Genomic DNA, 14,544 nt, shown 5'->3' with positions numbered 1-14,544 from the left:
CCTGGATCGAGACACAGCTTGTGCCGACACTGTCGCCCGGCGATGTCGTCATTCTCGACAATGTCGGTTTCCACAAAAGTGAACGAGCAGAACAGTTGGTCAAGGCCAAGGGAGCGTGGCTGCTCTTCCTGCCGCCCTATTCGCCGGACCTGAACCCCATCGAAATGGCGTTCTCAAAGCTCAAGGCGCTCTTACGAAAGCGAGCCGCCAGAAGCTTCGACGCGCTTGCCCAAGCCCTCGGTGACATCATCAGCCTCTTCTCCGTCACCGAATGCCGAAACTTCTTCAAAGCCGCAGGATATGAGGCTGAATAAATGCGACATGCTTTAAGGGTCGGACAATGACGATTTCGGTCTGACGCGCTAAGCGAAGGCCAGACGATCCCTTTCAAACCGCCGCGCGCTCTCCATGGCGCGCGGCGGTTTGCGTTTGTCTCCGCGCGTTCGCGGGCATGGCGCGCGATAGCGACCTGGTTCAGCGCGCGATGCGCGTCGATAGAATGATAGACGACAGGGTCTTCTCCACGCCGTCCAAGGCGCCGATCGCATCGATCACCAGATCAAGCGCGCCGATGGACGGTGCGGCGAGCAAGGCGATCAGGTCGAAGCTGCCGCTCACCGAGTGCAGCATACGTACCTCCTCCATCCCCGCCAACGCCTGCGTCACCTTGGGCAGCGCCTTGGCCGCCAGCGTAATCAACACATGGGCACGCACCAGACCCCGCTCATACTCCTCGGACAGCCTGACACCATAGCCCGCAATGATCCCCGACCGCTCAAGGCGTTCGATACGGGCCTGCACGGTCGTACGCGACAGGCCGAGGCGCTTGGCAATGGTCGCCGTCGGCAAACGAGCATTTTCGCTCAGGACGGCGATGAGTTCCCGATCCTTCGTCGATATATCTGTCATTCCGTCATTTTGATCCTGCATAGTGCCGAGAATGATCCTGCAGAATGTGCAAAATCACGCTTCAGACCGACAGGATCTCGCCGCATTGTCAAGCCTGACAGCGGCTGCGGGGCCGCATTCCGCAGGATGGCTCGGGCATTGAGGGAGAGACGCTTATGAAGCAGATCGTGGTTATTGGGGCAGGCAAGATCGGCGCGACCATTGCGCATCTTCTGGCTGAAACGCGGGATTATCAGGTGACCGTGGCAGATCGTTCCGCCGATCAGCTTGCGCGCCTGGAGCGCCATCCGGCGGTGGAAACGGCGGAGGTGGATGTCGCCGATGCGGGCGCGCTGGAGCGGCTGCTTGCAGGGCGCTTCGCCGTCTTGAGCGCTGCGCCCTTTCATCTGACGGTAGCGATTGCCGAAGCGGCGGCCCGCGCCGGCGTCCATTATCTCGATCTGACGGAAGATGTGCGCTCGACCCGGCGGGTCACCGAGATCGCTGAAACGGCTCATAGCACCTTCATTCCGCAATGTGGCCTGGCCCCAGGCTTTATTTCGATCGTCGCCCAGGATCTCGCCCGCCGATTCGAGCGGCTCGATACCGTGCGCATGCGCGTCGGCGCTCTGCCGCAATATCCGTCCAATGCCCTCAACTACAATCTCACCTGGAGCACGGACGGGGTCATCAACGAATATATCGAACCCTGCGAGGCGATCGTCGAGGGCCGGCCGACGCTGGTGCCGGCGCTGGAAGAGCGCGAGGAATTCTCCCTCGACGGCGTGACCTATGAGGCCTTCAACACTTCGGGCGGGCTTGGTACTCTGTGCGACACCCTGGCGGATAAGGTGCGCACACTCAACTACCGCACGATCCGCTATCCCGGCCACGCCGCCATCATGAAGGCGCTGCTAAACGATCTCGGGCTCAAGCACCGGCGTGAGGTGCTGAAAGATATTCTCGAACATGCGCTGCCAACGACGGTGCAGGATGTCGTGATCGTCTTCGTCACCGTTTCCGGCTGGCAGGATGGGCGACTGGTGCAGGAAACCTATGCCAACAAGATCTATGCTGGACTTGTGGCCGGCCGACGGATGAGCGCCATTCAGATCACCACCGCTGGCAGCATTTGCGCCGTGCTCGACATGCTGGCCACTGGTGCGCTGCCGTCGCGCGGCTTCATCCGCCAGGAAGAGATCGCGCTTGCCGATTTCCTGGAAAACCGTTTCGGCGCCCTCTATGCAACGCCCGCGGAGGCCGCGCGGCTCGCCTCCTGACCAAGCGCACGAGCGCTATTGCATCTTTCGTCCGGCCGCGCTTAGGCGCGGCCAAATTCGTCGTGCAGGCGGACGGTATCGTCGTCCTTCAGATAGGAACCGGTCTGCACCTCGATCAGCTCCAGGGGGATCTTGCCCGGATTGGAGAGGCGATGCACCACGCCTTGGGGGACATAGACCGACTCATTCTCGTGCAGCAGCCGCGTGTCTTCGCCGATCGTCACCTCCGCCGTGCCGCGCACCACGACCCAATGTTCCGAACGGTGATGATGTTTCTGCAGAGAGATCTTGCGTCCAGGCTGAATCATCAGCCTCTTGACCTCGAAGCGATCACCGGAGATGACCGAGGCCACCGAGCCCCAGGGCTTGTAGGAGGTCGGATGGGTCTCCGTTAGCCCGCGCGTGGCAGCCGAGGCGGCAAGCGTCTTGACGATCTGGCCGACGTTCTGGCTATCGGCCATCCGGCCGATATAAACGGCATCCTCGCTGGCAATCACCGCCACATCTTCCATGCCATGGACGGCAAGGTGAATATCGCGCGACAGCACGAGGGAATTGCGCGTGGCGCTGACGGTGGCTTTCTGCCCCAGGACATTGCCGTTCTCGTCCTTCTCGCCAATCGCCCAAACCGAGTCCCAACTGCCGAGATCTGACCAGGCAAAGGCCGATGGGACGACGGCAGCATGGTCCGTCCGCTCGAAGACGGCATAATCGACCGAAATATCGGGAGCGGCCGCGAAGGCCGATTCGTCCAGCCTTTCAAAATCGAGATCGCGTCGGGCAGCGGCAAGCGCCTTCTCGCTGGCCTCCAGCACGGCGGGCTCATAGCGCCTGATCTCGTCCAGGAACAGGCCGACCGGGAGCATGAACATGCCGGAATTCCAGAGGTAGCGGCCGCTGGCCAAAAGTTCCACGGCGCGGGCCTGGTTGGGCTTTTCGACAAAGCGTGCCACCGTATGGGCGCCATCAGGCAGGGCGCTGCCGGTCTCGATATAGCCATAGCCGGTCGCCGGCTCTGTCGGCTGGATGCCGAAGGTCACCAGTTTGCCGGCCGCCGCCGTATCTCTGGCGAGCCGAATACAATCGAAATAGACAGTGCCGGCTTCGATCTCGTGGTCGGATGCCAGCACCTGCATGATGGCGTCAGCACCAAAATCCCGCGCGACCGTCAAGGCAGCGACCGCCAGCGCCGGCGCGGTGTTGCGCGCCACAGGTTCGAGCAGGATCCCCGCAAGCGGAGCACCCACGGTTTGCGCCTGCTCGGCGACAAGGAAGCGGAATTGCGAATTGGTGACGATCAGCGCCGGCGCATACCAGTCGCGATCGCTGACGCGCTGCAACGTCTTTTGAAACAGCGAATGCTCGCCCAGAAACTGCAGGAATTGCTTGGGCGCGGCCGCGCGGGACAGCGGCCAGAGGCGCGTGCCCTTGCCACCTGCCATGATGACGGGGACGATCTTCTTCGCAGACATGGTCTCTCCTGTCAGGCCGTTCTGGCGACGCCAGGAAACGTTTGCCGATCGCTTGATCTGTGTAAACGCGGTGGACGCCTACTAAGCCGATTGCAATTTAGCAAGTCCACGAATGCCGTTGCGACTCGGGCGGCGTTTTGCTGCTTCCAACAGACCAATGCCGCACCATCGAAGCTCGCCGTTGTCCGCAGATCAAGCCGTAGGCCAAAGAAAAAGGCGCCACGAAGGCGCCTTTGGCCGATGCCGGATCGGATGCGTCTCAAGCAGGATTGAGAACGCCGTTCAGATGGGTCAGCTCGCTGAGGAACTGCTCCAGACGGGTCTTGTGCTCGTCGGCATGATCGCCATTGTCGAGATGGCTACGCGCCTCCTCAATGCGGCGCTCGATCAGCGTGCGGTCGAATTCATCGACCGGAACGGCCGATTCCGCCAGAAGGGTGCAGCCAGAGGGCAGGATGTCGGCGAATCCACCGAAGACGACGTAGCGAGACACCTTGCCGGCGGACTTCACGGTGACGACGCCCGGGCGGATGGTGGTCATCGTCGGCGCGTGATTGGCCATCACGGTCATTTCGCCCTCGGTTGCGGGCAACACGACTTCGCTCGCCGTTTCGGAAACGAGGAGACGTTCAGGGGATACGAGCTCGAAGGTGAAGTCAGCCATGATCGTCCGCTTGGGTTTTGAAGCGCGCTGCGAATGAAAGCCTTCCGCGGCAGCGTGTATCGGTCTCAGGAATGCGGGAAGCCACGCACAGGATCGGGGGACGGCGCGTCATCCGCGTCGTCCCCCAGATGTCATCAGGCTTCGGCGGCCAGCTTCTTGGCCTTGGCGATCGCCTCGTCCATCGAGCCGACCATGTAGAAGGCGGCTTCCGGCAGGTGGTCGTATTCGCCATTCACGAGGCCCTTGAAGCCCTTGATGGTGTCTTCGAGCGAGACGAGCTTGCCCGGCGAACCCGTGAAGACTTCGGCGACGTGGAAGGGCTGCGACAGGAAGCGCTCGATCTTGCGGGCGCGCGCCACCGACAGCTTGTCCTCTTCCGACAGTTCGTCCATGCCGAGGATGGCGATGATGTCCTGAAGCGCCTTGTAGCGCTGCAGGGTCGATTGCACCTTACGGGCAACCTCGTAATGCTCTTCGCCGACGATCATCGGGTCGAGCATGCGCGAGGTCGAGTCGAGCGGATCGACGGCCGGGTAGATGCCCTTTTCGGCGATCGAACGCGACAGAACGGTCGTGGCATCCAGATGCGCGAAGGAGGTGGCCGGGGCCGGGTCGGTCAAGTCGTCGGCGGGAACGTAGATGGCCTGGACCGAGGTGATCGAACCCTTGGTCGTGGTGGTGATGCGTTCCTGAAGCGCGCCCATGTCGGTGGCGAGTGTCGGCTGATAGCCCACGGCCGACGGGATACGGCCGAGCAGAGCAGACACTTCCGAACCTGCCTGGGTGAAGCGGAAGATGTTGTCGACGAAGAACAGAACGTCCTGGCCCTTGTCGCGGAAGTCTTCGGCAATGGTCAGACCGGTCAGGGCCACGCGGGCGCGGGCGCCCGGGGGCTCGTTCATCTGCCCATAGACCAGCGCGCACTTGGAGCCGGCAGCCGAACCGCCATGTTCATGCGGATCGACATTGACCTTGGACTCGATCATTTCGTGATAGAGGTCGTTGCCTTCGCGGGTGCGTTCGCCCACGCCGGCGAAGACCGAGTAACCGCCATGCGCCTTGGCGACGTTGTTGATCAGTTCCATGATCAGAACGGTCTTGCCAACGCCGGCGCCGCCGAACAGGCCGATCTTGCCGCCCTTGGCATAAGGCGCCAGGAGGTCGACGACCTTAATGCCGGTGACGAGAATCTGCGATTCCGTCGACTGCTCGACATAATCAGGAGCCGGCTGGTGGATTGCGCGGCGGGCCTGCGTCGGAACAGGGCCGAGCTCATCGACGGGCTCGCCGATGACGTTGAGGATGCGGCCGAGCGTTTCATCGCCAACCGGAACCAGGATCGGGGAGCCGGTGTCAATAACCTGCTGGCCGCGAACCAGACCTTCAGTCGAGTCCATGGCAATGGTGCGCACGGCATTTTCGCCGAGGTGCTGGGCCACTTCCAGAACGAGGCGGTTGCCGTTGTTGTCGGTTTCCAGCGCGTTCAAGATCGCCGGAAGCTGGCCTTCCTCGAAGGTCACGTCGACAACGGCGCCGATGACCTGCGTCACGCGGCCGGCAGCCTTGACGGAGCCGGAGACGGAAACCGAGCCTGCAGACTCGGCCATCGCCCGCGTCTTCTTATTGTGATGGGGGGTCGCTTCGTGAGCCATGTCCTTGCCCTCTTGTTCCTTAAAGCGCTTCCGCGCCCGAAATGATTTCGATCAGTTCCTTGGTGATCTGCGCCTGACGCTGGCGGTTGTAGGACAGCGTCAGCTTATTGATCATCTCACCGGCATTGCGCGTGGCATTGTCCATCGCGCTCATTTTGGCGCCCATTTCGCCCGCGACGTTTTCGAGCAAGGCCCGGAAAATCTGCACGGAAATGTTGCGCGGAATAAGGTCGTTCAGGATTTCGCCGGCATCCGGCTCGTAATCATAGATAGCCGCTGCGGATTCGGGCGCGGCTTCGGCCGCAGGCACGGCGGCGGGGATGAGCTGGAGCGCCGTCGGCACCTGGCTGATGACCGACTTGAACTCGGAATAGAACAGCGTGCAGACGTCGAATTCGTCCTTGTTGAACAGTGCGATGATCCGCTTGCCGATCTCGTCGGCATTGGCAAAGCCGATCTTCTTGACTTCACGCAGATCAATACGGTCGACGATCAATGCGTTGAAGTCGCGACGAAGGATATCATAGCCCTTCTTGCCGACGCAGATGATCTTGACTGTCTTGCCTTCGGACTGGAGGCGACGGATATGGTCGCGGGCAAAACGGGCGATCTGGGAATTGAAACCGCCGCACAGGCCACGTTCGGCCGTGCAGACGACCAGAAGGTGTGTCTGGCTCTGGCCGGTGCCGGTCATCAGGCGCGGTACGCTGTCATCCGTGCCGACGGCCTGGGCGATGTTGGCGAGAACGACGCTCATCCGCTGCGAATAGGGACGCGCGGCTTCCGCAGCCTCCTGGGCGCGCCGAAGCTTCGCCGCGGCGACCATCTTCATCGCCTTGGTGATCTTCTGCGTCGCCTTGACGGAGGCGATCCGGTTTTTCAGATCCTTAAGTGACGGCATCCGGTGTTCGTCCTAGGCTGGCGCTTGTCTCACGATCGGGCGGCTTGCGCTTCGCCCGTTCTCGCTGGTCGTTCGAAGACGCCGCGCACCGTCTGGAAGGATTGGCGCGCGGCGAGAAGGAGTCCTGCCGATTAGGCGGCGAAAGACTTTGTGAAGGTGTCGAGTGCGCCCTTCAGCTTGCCCTTGGTGTCGTCGGAAATCTGCTTTTCCGTGCGGATGGCGTCGAGAACGCCCTTGCCCTCGGAGCGCAGGTAAGACAGCAGGCCCTGTTCGAATGCGCCGATCTTGGCGACCGGCAGCTTGTCCAGGTAGCCGTTGACACCGGCGAAGATCACCGCGACCTGCTCTTCCGTCTTCAGCGGCGAGAACTGCGGCTGCTTCAGGAGTTCGGTCAGGCGGGCGCCACGGTTGAGGAGGCGCTGCGTCGAGGCATCGAGGTCGGAGCCGAACTGCGCGAAGGCCGCCATTTCACGATACTGGGCAAGCTCACCCTTGATCGAGCCGGCAACCTGCTTCATCGCCTTGATCTGGGCCGAAGACCCGACGCGCGAGACCGAGAGACCGACGTTCACGGCCGGGCGGATGCCCTGGTAGAACAGGTCGGTTTCCAGGAAGATCTGGCCATCGGTGATCGAGATCACGTTGGTCGGAATGAAGGCCGAGACGTCGTTGCCCTGGGTTTCGATGACGGGCAGAGCCGTCAGCGAGCCGGCGCCACGGGCGTCGGAGAGCTTGGCAGCGCGCTCGAGCAAACGCGAATGCAGATAGAAGACGTCGCCCGGATAGGCTTCGCGGCCCGGCGGACGGCGCAGCAGCAGCGACATCTGACGGTAAGCGACGGCCTGCTTGGACAGGTCGTCATATGCGATTAGCGCGTGCTGGCCGTTGTCGCGGAAATATTCGCCCATCGTGCAGCCGGCAAAGGGCGCCAGATACTGCATCGGCGCCGGGTCGGACGCCGTGGCGGCGATCACGATCGAATAGGGCAGGGCTCCGCGCTCTTCGAGCACCTTGACGAACTGGGCGACGGTCGAGCGCTTCTGGCCGATGGCGACGTAAACGCAGAACAGCTTGTCGTTCTCGGGGCCGTTGTCGTGGATCGGCTTCTGGTTGAGGAAGGCGTCCAGGATGATGGCGGTCTTGCCGGTCTGACGGTCACCGATCACCAGCTCGCGCTGGCCGCGGCCGACCGGGATCAGTGCGTCGATGGCCTTGATGCCCGTGGACATCGGCTCATGAACCGACTTGCGCGGAATGATGCCGGGTGCCTTGACGTCGACGCGGGCGCGCCGTGTCGCGTTGATCGGGCCCTTGCCGTCGATCGGGTTGCCGAGCGCGTCGACCACGCGGCCGAGCAGTTCCGGACCGACCGGAACGTCGACGATCGCGCCGGTGCGCTTGACGGTATCGCCTTCCTTGATGGCGCGGTCCGAACCGAAGATGACGACGCCGACATTGTCGGCTTCGAGGTTCAGCGCCATGCCGCGGATGCCGCCCGGGAATTCGACCATCTCACCGGCCTGGACATTGTCGAGACCGTAGACGCGGGCAATGCCGTCGCCGACGGACAGGACCTGGCCAACCTCGGAAACTTCCGCTTCCTGGCCGAAATTTTTGATCTGATCTTTGAGAATTGCGGAAATTTCCGCGGCGCGGATATCCATCAGCCGACCTCTTTCAGTGCAAGCTTAAGGCTCGAGAGCTTTGTGCGAAGGGAAGTGTCAATCTGGCGGGACCCGACCTTGACGATCAAACCACCGAGAATGGACGGATCGACGGTGAGATTCACCGCCACGTCTTTGCCGGTGACGCTCTTCAGCGCCGCCTTCAATTCTTCGATCTGCGCATCGTTGAGCGCATGGGCGGAGGTGACCTGCGCGGCAACTTCGCCGCGATGGCGCGCCGCGATCTCGCGATACGACCGGACGATGCCCGGGATCGCGAAGAGCCGGCGGTTCTTGGCCACCACCTTGAGAAAATTGGCGACCAGGCCGGTTATGCCGGCCTTCTCGACGATCGCCGAGACGGCCTTGAACTGGTCGTCTGAGGTGAAGACCGGGCTGACGATCAGGCGCTTGAGATCAGCGCTTTCATCGATCAGGGCCTGGAAACGGTCGAGGTCGGAGCCAACAGCCTCCACCGAGCCGGCTTCCAGAGCCAGATCGAAAAGAGACGAGGCGTACCGTTCTGCAACACCGGAAATGAGCTCGGATGGTTCTGCCACGGGCGCGTGTTTCTCGCTGCTGAATTCAAGCTGTCTGGCTGCGGCCGGAGCCGTAAGCTGAAAACCTTGAATTTGTTGCTGTATTCCTCAGGACGTCCAAGCCTTGCCGGGCCTGCTTCCCCCATAAGTCGGGGTCCGTCTAGCATAGGATATCTGGACTCGCAACATGAAGCCGCCCGGCTTTTCCCGGTTCTAGGGCGTCTGGCCGCATTTTCGACATGGTTTGGCGCTTGCGCGGCGCTTTCGGCTGTCTGTTGCCGGTTATTGGTCAGAGGAAGCCGAAGACGTAAGCGAGCGGTGCCACAGCAAGAGCGATCTGCAGGATCAGGAGAGCCCAGTTGGCCAGTGTTCCGGCATCATCGGAGAGAATCGCCAGCAGCCGGCCAAAGGCAGCCAGTGCGTAAGCCGCACCGAGCGCGAGATAGACCATGGGCTGGGCAAGCAGCACGGCGGCAAGGCCGAGGCCGAGCGGAAATCCGCCGAGCGTCGAACGCGCCTCCGCATAGACCCCACGGCGACCTTCGCGCGGCATCAGGCCGAGAAGCCTGAGGCTGGCGGCGGGGGCGAAAAGAAAGGGCAGAGAAAGCACCATGGTCAGCAGCGCGGCGCAAAAGGCGACGAATTCGCCGGTCTCATGCGGAATGTAAACGTCCATGGGCCTGCCATTGTCATCTTGCACGGGCGCGAGCGAGCAGGTTGGTCCGCCTGGCCGCTCGGTTACGCGCTGGTTTGGCTGCGAAAGGACGCTGCCCGGCAGCGCAAGTCAAGCTGGAACAGGCGCCGATATCTGCTTTCTAGGCCTGAGCATGCAAGCCTGCAACGCTGGCGCGGGGCCGGTCTTTCGAGTCGCGTGAAAAACCGGGTGTGCGCATGCGCCGCTTTGGTAAGCTTTGTGTCCGCGATCAGACCAGGGGCGCCTGCGTCGGTCAGAGCCTACAGAAAGCTCTGCGGATCGATATCGACCTGCACCGACAGCGTGCCGCGCGGCTTAGGCCCTGCCGCGATCATGGCTCGCATGAAGGCCTGCATGTCGCTGGAGCGCTTGCCGTGAACCAGCAGACGAAAGCGATGGCGGCCGCGAATCATGGCGAGCGGCGCCTCGGCCGGTCCGAGAATGCGGATATCGCCGGGCACTGGAGCGGCTTGGCGCAACGCACGCGCATGCGTTTCGGCCTCCCCTCGGGTATCTGCCGAAACGATGATGGCAGCCAGCCGGCCGAAGGGCGGCAGCAGCGCGCGCTCCCGTTCAGTCGTCTCCCGCTCGTAGAACTGCTCGCGATCGCCCGAAACGATGGCTTGCATGACGGGGTGAGCCGGCTGGTAGGTCTGGATCAGGCCGTGGCTCTTGCGCCCGGTGCGCCCGGCGCGGCCGGTCACCTGGCTCAAGAGCTGGAAAGTGCGCTCGGCCGCACGCGGATCGCCATTGGCAAGGCCGAGATCGGCATCGACGACACCGACCAGCGTCATCAGCGGAAAATTATGGCCCTTGGCCACCAGCTGCGTGCCGACCACGATATCGGCCTCGCCCTTGGCGATCGCTTCCAGCTCGAGGCGTAAGCGTTTGACGCCCATTAGGTCGGAGGAGAGCACGATGGTCCGGGCCTCGGGAAAATGTCCGTCGATCTCTTCGGCGATGCGCTCCACGCCGGGTCCGCAAGCCGCCAGATGATCGAACGTGCCGCATTCCGGGCAGACGTCCGGCGTGCGTTCGGCATAGCCGCAGTGATGGCATTGGATCTGGCTGCGAAACCGATGCTCGACCAGCCAGCTGGAACATTGCGGGCATTGGAAGCGGTGGCCGCAGACGCGGCAGAGCGTCAAGGGCGCGTAACCACGGCGGTTCAGGAAGAGCAGCGCCTGTTCGCCGCGCCTCACGGTCTTGCCGATCGCCTCGATCAGCACCGGCGAGAGAAAGCCGCCGCGCGCCGGCGGATGACGACGCATGTCGATCAGGCCGAGATCAGGAAGCGCCGCCTCGGCAAAGCGCGTCGGTAGATGCACGGGCCGATAGCGGCCGATCTCGCCATTCACCCGGCTTTCCAGCGAGGGCGTGGCGGACACCAGCACCAGCGGAAAATCGCCAAGTCGGGCACGCACCACCGCCATGTCGCGGGCATTGTAGAAGACCCGGTCTTCCTGCTTGTAAGCGGGGTCATGCTCTTCGTCGACAATGATCAGGCCGAGATCGCTGAAGGGCAGGAAGAGCGCCGAGCGCGCGCCGGCAACCACGCGCACACCCCCTTCCGTCACCTGGCGCCAGACCTTCTCGCGCGTGCGCGGCGCAAGCTCGGAATGCCACTCCGCGGGCTTGGCACCGAAGCGTGCCTCGAACCGGTCGAGAAAAGCGGCGGTGAGCGCGATTTCCGGCAGCAGGATCAGCACCTGACGGCCCCGGCGCAGGGTTTCGGCGATCGCTTCGAAATAGACCTCGGTCTTGCCCGATCCGGTGACGCCATCGATCAGCGCCACGTCGAACCCGCCCCGTCGGGCTGCGGCGCAGACCACGTCCGCCGCGCGGGCCTGGCCGGGATCGAGACTGACAGGTGCATGGTCCGGCTCTGGCGCCGCCACGACGGGCGGCGGCGGCATGAAGGCGGTTTCGAACACACCCTGCGCCAGAAGCCCGTCGATCACGCTGGAGGAGGCGTTGGCGGCATGCGCAAGGCCCGAGCGGGTCCAGAACAGGCCGTTGCTCGCCGTTTCGATCACGCGTGCGCGCGCTGGCGTCATCCGGTCCGGCCGGGCAGCCGTAAGCCTCAAACCTTCCACCATGGGTTCGGGGTCGAGCGCGGCCGGCGCGCGCAGTGCCATGCGAGCCACCAGACCGGGCGGCGAAAGCGTGTAAGCGGCAACCCAGTCCAGGAAGGCGCGCATGTCGCGCTTCAAGGGTGGGCAGTCGAAGACATGGGTGATGCTCTTCAGCTTCTTCGGATCGACATCCGGCTTGTCCTCGCCATCCCAGACCAGGCCCATGACCTGCCGCGGCCCAAGCGGCACCTGCACGATCGAGCCGGGCTCGACATGCATGTGCTCGGGCACGAGATAGGAATAGGGCTTGGGTGCCGGCATGGGCACAAGCACGGGAACGGTGCGTGCGGCCGGCGCGGCAAACAGGCTGTCGAGGAGAGTGGGCGAATCTTTTCCCATTGCGGCCGGACCATGCATGGATGGGGAACAAATGGGAACCGGAAAACGCATGGCCAAGGCCTTCTCGCCGGAATTCGAATAGGCCCGGCTTCCGCGTGGTACTCAGCCGCCGGCATCGCAGGCGTTACCGGCATGGCTGTACGCCGGGTTTCCCTCGACCGCCTCGTCTTAAGAATGGCGGGTGTTGCGTGACGCGATCCCTGCAACGAGCCGGGTTTCGCCCTCTTCCCGCGTGACCGTCCAGCGCTGCGCGCTCGCCCGGGCGGCGATCTCCGTCGCCAGCTTTTCGGAATGGGTCACAACCCAGATCTGGCTGTCGCGCGATGCCTCTGCCACCAGCCGGGCGAGCGGGGCGAGCATGTCGGGATGCAGGCTTGCCTCCGGCTCGTTGAGCGCGATCAGGGGTGGCCGGCGGTAGGAGAGCAGCGCGCCGGCCAGCGCCAGGAAGCGGATCTGCCCATCCGACAGCTCGCGCGGCTGGAACACCCTGCGGGGAAATTCCGGCAGCACCAAGCCGAAGGAGGCCGTCTCTCCCGGCTCGGGGATCATCAGCCGGGCACCTCCGAGCGCATCGGACACGGCCGCATCGAGCTCTGCCGTATCCTCACGCGTAACCGACAGCGTCGCGAAGACGGCAGCGAGATTGGCGCCATCCTCGGCCAGAAGCGGGGCGGTAATGGCCAGGCATGGCCTGCGCAGCGGCGAATCGCGATCCGTGCGAAAGCCATGGAAGAAGCGCCAGCGCTCCAGAAGGCTCCGGACGGTGCCGATCTCCGGATAATGGCCGGCATCGCCCAGCATGGCCAGCGCGGTTTCCGATGTCATCGCCCGCTCGGGATAATCCACCATCCGACCACTCTCGTCGCGCACGAAGACGGCTGGACCCTTGCGTCGCATCATCGCGACGGGCGTGTGGCCCGTCTCCACGCTCAGCTCCTCCTCCTTGATCTGCGGCTCCAGCGCAAAGCCGACCGCAGCCTGGGGCGGACGCAGGCCAGCCTCGGCGCGATAGCGAAAGGTGACGGCACGCTCGTCGTCCAGCAGTTCGGCCGAAAGGATGATGCGCGCCGGCTCGGTCTTGCGGCGCTGGCCGGACCAGAGCGCCGAGCCCATGCCGCCCTCCGCCGCGATCTCTTCGGCCAGCCGGCCTGTGGCGGCGGCTTGCAGGAGCTGCAGCGCGCGATAGAGATTGGACTTGCCGACCCCGTTTTCGCCAACGAAGAGATTGACCTGCGAAAGATCGAGATCGATGGCGCGCAGCGAGCGATAGCCCTGAGCTTGGAGAGAGCGCAGCTTCATGAGGTCGCGATTATAGATAGCCTGACCCGAAAGGCAAAGAGGTTGGAGCGCATCCTATGCCGCCGGGATCGTTCTCTCTAAACCCTCGCAGAGAACACCGCATCGGCATCGCGAGCGAGGTCATGAACCGTATGCCTCTCCAGCGCGCGCGTCACGTCGGCCGGGTCACCATCGAGCGCGTCCGGGCTGATCATCTCGCCGATGGTGAAATGGAAGCTGTTGTTTTTCTTGTTCAACAGCTCGTGAAATACGGTCATGTCGCGCAGCTCGGTCGACCATTTGGCGAACCAGTAGAACAGGCCGGAATTGCGCGCGGAAATATGAACGGGGAGGATCGGCAGGTCGTATTTGCGCGCGAAGCTGACGGCAGACGTCTTCCAGGGCCGTTCGTTCAGCCGGCCATCGGCCCAATAGGCGATGCGCCCGGAGGGGAACAGGATGGTCGCCTTGCGTTCGGCAATGGCGTGATTGGTGATCTTCAGCGTTTCGCGCGATTTCAGCTTGCTCTTGTGCTCGTCGCGCCATTCAACGGGGATGATCATCTCGACAAAGCGCGGATTGACCCGGATGGCATCGCGATTGGCGAAGAACATCATATCGGGTCTGCGGTGCTTCAGCAGGTCGAAGACGGCGATGCCGTCGGCGATGCCGGTCGGGTGGTTGCTGACCAGCAGGAATCCGCCTTGCTCGGGAATGCGCTCGGCACGATCGACCAGAATGTCGAGCGCCAGCAACTGGCTGATGAACTCGAAGGCCTGAAAACCCGGCAAGTTGGCAACGCCTTCGGCAAAGCCGATCGCTTGGCGGTAATGCAGCAGGCTGTAGAGAAAAGGTCGCATCAGCGGCCAGAAGGGGCTGGCAATGATCCGGCCGCCGCGCTCGGCGATCAGCGTATCGACGATGTGGCCGGGCTGCCCCTGGGAGACCAGCGCAATGCGCTCGGCCAGTTGCGACAGCGTGGTCGTCCCGGGTCTGGTCAACATCCTGCCTTCCCCCTGCTTTCCGGCCGAAGGAGCC

General features: G+C 63.3%; 13 protein-coding genes. 2 read left to right on the top strand and 11 right to left on the bottom strand.

The genetic code is table 11. The annotated features are described in order from the left end of the window. Positions 1-314, top strand: a 314-nt coding sequence (locus BMX61_RS20875) for a transposase (RefSeq protein ID WP_139198976.1), incomplete at its 5' end; no start/stop codon positions are given. Between the two features lie 160 nt (positions 315-474). Here the strand turns inward: BMX61_RS20875 and BMX61_RS20870 are convergent. Then, positions 475-930: an Lrp/AsnC family transcriptional regulator gene (locus BMX61_RS20870; RefSeq protein WP_407703808.1), complete on the bottom strand. Its 456-nt coding sequence runs from the start codon at positions 928-930 to the stop codon at positions 475-477. A gap of 134 nt (positions 931-1,064) precedes the next feature. On the opposite strand from BMX61_RS20870, the gene BMX61_RS20865 reads away from it, so the two are divergent. After that, positions 1,065-2,168 (top strand): saccharopine dehydrogenase family protein, encoded by a 1,104-nt coding sequence (locus BMX61_RS20865; protein ID WP_075628078.1) that lies wholly within the window; start codon positions 1,065-1,067, stop codon positions 2,166-2,168. Between the two features lie 41 nt (positions 2,169-2,209). On the opposite strand, the gene BMX61_RS20860 is transcribed toward BMX61_RS20865, so the two are convergent. The 10 genes from BMX61_RS20860 to BMX61_RS20815 form a co-directional block, all read right to left on the bottom strand. After that, on the bottom strand, positions 2,210-3,640 hold the full coding sequence (locus tag BMX61_RS20860) for a mannose-1-phosphate guanylyltransferase/mannose-6-phosphate isomerase (RefSeq protein WP_092742973.1): 1,431 nt from the start codon (positions 3,638-3,640) through the stop codon (positions 2,210-2,212). A gap of 259 nt (positions 3,641-3,899) precedes the next feature. Further along, positions 3,900-4,304, bottom strand: a complete 405-nt coding sequence (locus BMX61_RS20855; protein ID WP_075628079.1) for a F0F1 ATP synthase subunit epsilon — start codon at positions 4,302-4,304, stop codon at positions 3,900-3,902. 134 nt (positions 4,305-4,438) lie between these two features. After that, positions 4,439-5,911 carry a F0F1 ATP synthase subunit beta gene (atpD, locus tag BMX61_RS20850; protein ID WP_075628080.1) on the bottom strand — a complete coding sequence of 491 codons (1,473 nt, stop codon included), beginning with the start codon at positions 5,909-5,911 and terminating at the stop codon, positions 4,439-4,441. A 64-nt stretch (positions 5,912-5,975) separates the two neighbouring features. Continuing rightward, positions 5,976-6,857, bottom strand: coding sequence for a F0F1 ATP synthase subunit gamma (locus tag BMX61_RS20845; RefSeq protein ID WP_075628081.1), 882 nt, complete (start codon positions 6,855-6,857; stop codon positions 5,976-5,978). A 131-nt stretch (positions 6,858-6,988) separates the two neighbouring features. Then, positions 6,989-8,521 carry a F0F1 ATP synthase subunit alpha gene (gene atpA, locus BMX61_RS20840; RefSeq protein WP_075628082.1) on the bottom strand — a complete coding sequence of 511 codons (1,533 nt, stop codon included), beginning with the start codon at positions 8,519-8,521 and terminating at the stop codon, positions 6,989-6,991. Further along, positions 8,521-9,081, bottom strand: coding sequence for a F0F1 ATP synthase subunit delta (locus BMX61_RS20835; RefSeq protein ID WP_075628083.1), 561 nt, complete (start codon positions 9,079-9,081; stop codon positions 8,521-8,523). The genes atpA and BMX61_RS20835 overlap by 1 nt, the downstream gene beginning before the upstream one ends. 268 nt (positions 9,082-9,349) lie before the next feature. Beyond that, positions 9,350-9,736: an AGROH133_08824 family phage infection protein gene (locus BMX61_RS20830; protein WP_075628084.1), complete on the bottom strand. Its 387-nt coding sequence runs from the start codon at positions 9,734-9,736 to the stop codon at positions 9,350-9,352. A 278-nt stretch (positions 9,737-10,014) separates the two neighbouring features. Continuing rightward, positions 10,015-12,228, bottom strand: coding sequence for a primosomal protein N' (locus BMX61_RS20825; RefSeq protein WP_075628085.1), 2,214 nt, complete (start codon positions 12,226-12,228; stop codon positions 10,015-10,017). A 168-nt stretch (positions 12,229-12,396) separates the two neighbouring features. Continuing rightward, a complete protein-coding gene (locus BMX61_RS20820; RefSeq protein WP_075628086.1) occupies positions 12,397-13,527 on the bottom strand; it encodes an AAA family ATPase in 1,131 nt (376 codons plus the stop codon). Between the two features lie 77 nt (positions 13,528-13,604). Next, positions 13,605-14,510, bottom strand: coding sequence for a GNAT family N-acetyltransferase (locus BMX61_RS20815; protein WP_075628087.1), 906 nt, complete (start codon positions 14,508-14,510; stop codon positions 13,605-13,607). Between the last annotated feature and the right edge of the window lie 34 nt (positions 14,511-14,544).

Origin of the sequence: Xaviernesmea oryzae, assembly GCF_900109605.1 — a bacterium.
Taxonomy (GTDB): domain Bacteria; phylum Pseudomonadota; class Alphaproteobacteria; order Rhizobiales; family Rhizobiaceae; genus Xaviernesmea; species Xaviernesmea oryzae.
The sequence above is the reverse complement of the archived record's forward strand: the minus strand, read 5'-3'. Positions and strand labels throughout refer to the sequence as shown.

Coding starts and splice junctions, on each gene's coding strand:
- BMX61_RS20870 (WP_407703808.1), bottom strand. CDS start 930: ATGCAGGATCAAAATGACGGAATGACAGATATATCGACGAAGGATCGG.
- BMX61_RS20865 (WP_075628078.1), top strand. CDS start 1,065: ATGAAGCAGATCGTGGTTATTGGGGCAGGCAAGATCGGCGCGACCATT.
- BMX61_RS20860 (WP_092742973.1), bottom strand. CDS start 3,640: ATGTCTGCGAAGAAGATCGTCCCCGTCATCATGGCAGGTGGCAAGGGC.
- BMX61_RS20855 (WP_075628079.1), bottom strand. CDS start 4,304: ATGGCTGACTTCACCTTCGAGCTCGTATCCCCTGAACGTCTCCTCGTT.
- atpD (WP_075628080.1), bottom strand. CDS start 5,911: ATGGCCGAGTCTGCAGGCTCGGTTTCCGTCTCCGGCTCCGTCAAGGCT.
- BMX61_RS20845 (WP_075628081.1), bottom strand. CDS start 6,857: ATGCCGTCACTTAAGGATCTGAAAAACCGGATCGCCTCCGTCAAGGCG.
- atpA (WP_075628082.1), bottom strand. CDS start 8,521: ATGGATATCCGCGCCGCGGAAATTTCCGCAATTCTCAAAGATCAGATC.
- BMX61_RS20830 (WP_075628084.1), bottom strand. CDS start 9,736: ATGGACGTTTACATTCCGCATGAGACCGGCGAATTCGTCGCCTTTTGC.
- BMX61_RS20825 (WP_075628085.1), bottom strand. CDS start 12,228: ATGGGAAAAGATTCGCCCACTCTCCTCGACAGCCTGTTTGCCGCGCCG.
- BMX61_RS20820 (WP_075628086.1), bottom strand. CDS start 13,527: ATGAAGCTGCGCTCTCTCCAAGCTCAGGGCTATCGCTCGCTGCGCGCC.
- BMX61_RS20815 (WP_075628087.1), bottom strand. CDS start 14,510: ATGTTGACCAGACCCGGGACGACCACGCTGTCGCAACTGGCCGAGCGC.